Here is a 1331-nt window from a genome sequence, read left to right as displayed (position 1 = left end):
TCATTATCTTTGGAGAACGGTTGCTTAATGCGCTGTACAGAGAGTTTTGCCTATTTGAGTAGAAAGTTTTAAAAGAGGTTTCTTATTGTTTTATGCTGTTGTTTTTGATTAAAGGATTCCATTCATAATAAGCGCTAGGGGGTCCTCTTGTCTGATGTGTTATAAACTTTTTTCGAAGATGATTATAACGGCATAAAAGCTCTAAAGCTTGCGTGATGGCTTCCTTATCTTTTAAAGAACGCCAACATTCTTTGATGAATATCATGTAAAATAAAGATATCTAGTAAACAAAAAAAGTTCATGCAAATTTCTATTAAGCAAATTTTTAAGTTTTCCTACCATGATATCAGTGCCAATAGGTGTTACTTTAGAAAAAAGCTGATCACTATCCTGTTTAATTTTTAAAAGATTTAGAGAAAATAGCAATGGCTTATTCATTGTTTTTATTCTTGATATTTTATGGGTTTGTTTTTTCTAGTTGTTCCATTTTTGATACTGTTTTTTTGAAAGCTATAGAGAGAAGAATAGCTGGTGTTTCATAGTTAGATGCTTTCCAATAAGAGCGCCCCAGAGATAATTACGTAGTTTAAGGAAATTATTGCCATGGACCATTATAATCATTGCTGTATTCTGAGCTGTCATTTTCTTTATCACAACTAGTATTTCGTTCCTTAATCTTCTCACATAGACATATAATTGAAAGCACCAAACAAAAAATTACTATTTCAGCAGCATGCACTTCTCTCAAAAGATAAGTAAAATCTTCATAATATTCACTAATAATGCAATGAAGATTTGAAGTACGACCACGTCCCGTATGAATTGGTTTGCAAGCTCCTTCTATAAGATAATGCTCTGATAAAAGAAAGAGTGCTGTAGTAAAGCCCACAACTATTAACAAAGATGGAAAAAACGCCCACTTTTTAAATTCATAATAATTCCAAAAAGCACATAACAAAATAAATATTACAGCTATCAATACTACTATAGATGTCATTTTCCCTTACTCGCTAGATTATTTACAAATTTTATGAACGATTCTGTTGATTGTATCAATACGTATTAAATGGTGTTATCTATTCTATTAAAAAAATGATACAATATGCGATTTTGTACTGATAATATTTGATAGAGTTATACATAACTTTATCCTTATTTATTTGTATTGTGTTTAATTATGGCGTTATGTCGTTCAAAAACGCCGTTTTTTCTTTATTTAAAAGGGCATTATTATAAGCACGTTTTTCTAGGATGAAACCTGCTTTACGACCAGCATCATCGCCATCCATTGCAATGGTGAGACGGGCTTTTGTTTTGGGTAAATTCACATG

1 protein-coding gene and 1 pseudogene are annotated in these 1331 nt (G+C 31.2%); both read right to left on the bottom strand.

The window, feature by feature from the left end; genetic code table 11:
- Nucleotides 1-595: 595 nt before the first annotated feature.
- Complete coding sequence (locus tag ACFINC_RS09495; protein WP_375617049.1) at nt 596-997, bottom strand: hypothetical protein; 402 nt, start codon at nt 995-997, stop codon at nt 596-598.
- A 178-nt stretch (nt 998-1175) separates the two neighbouring features.
- A pseudogene (locus tag ACFINC_RS09490) lies at nt 1176-1331 on the bottom strand (virulence-associated protein E); the annotation flags it as partial.

The sequence above is a fragment of the Bartonella sp. AP58NXGY genome (assembly GCF_042195785.1).
In the GTDB taxonomy this organism is placed as follows: Bacteria; Pseudomonadota; Alphaproteobacteria; order Rhizobiales; family Rhizobiaceae; genus Bartonella.
The sequence above is the reverse complement of the archived record's forward strand: the minus strand, read 5'-3'. Positions and strand labels throughout refer to the sequence as shown.

What these genes read in the sequence shown, in the direction of transcription:
- ACFINC_RS09495 (WP_375617049.1), bottom strand. Translation starts at nt 997, where the DNA reads ATGACATCTATAGTAGTATTGATAGCTGTAATATTTATTTTGTTATGT.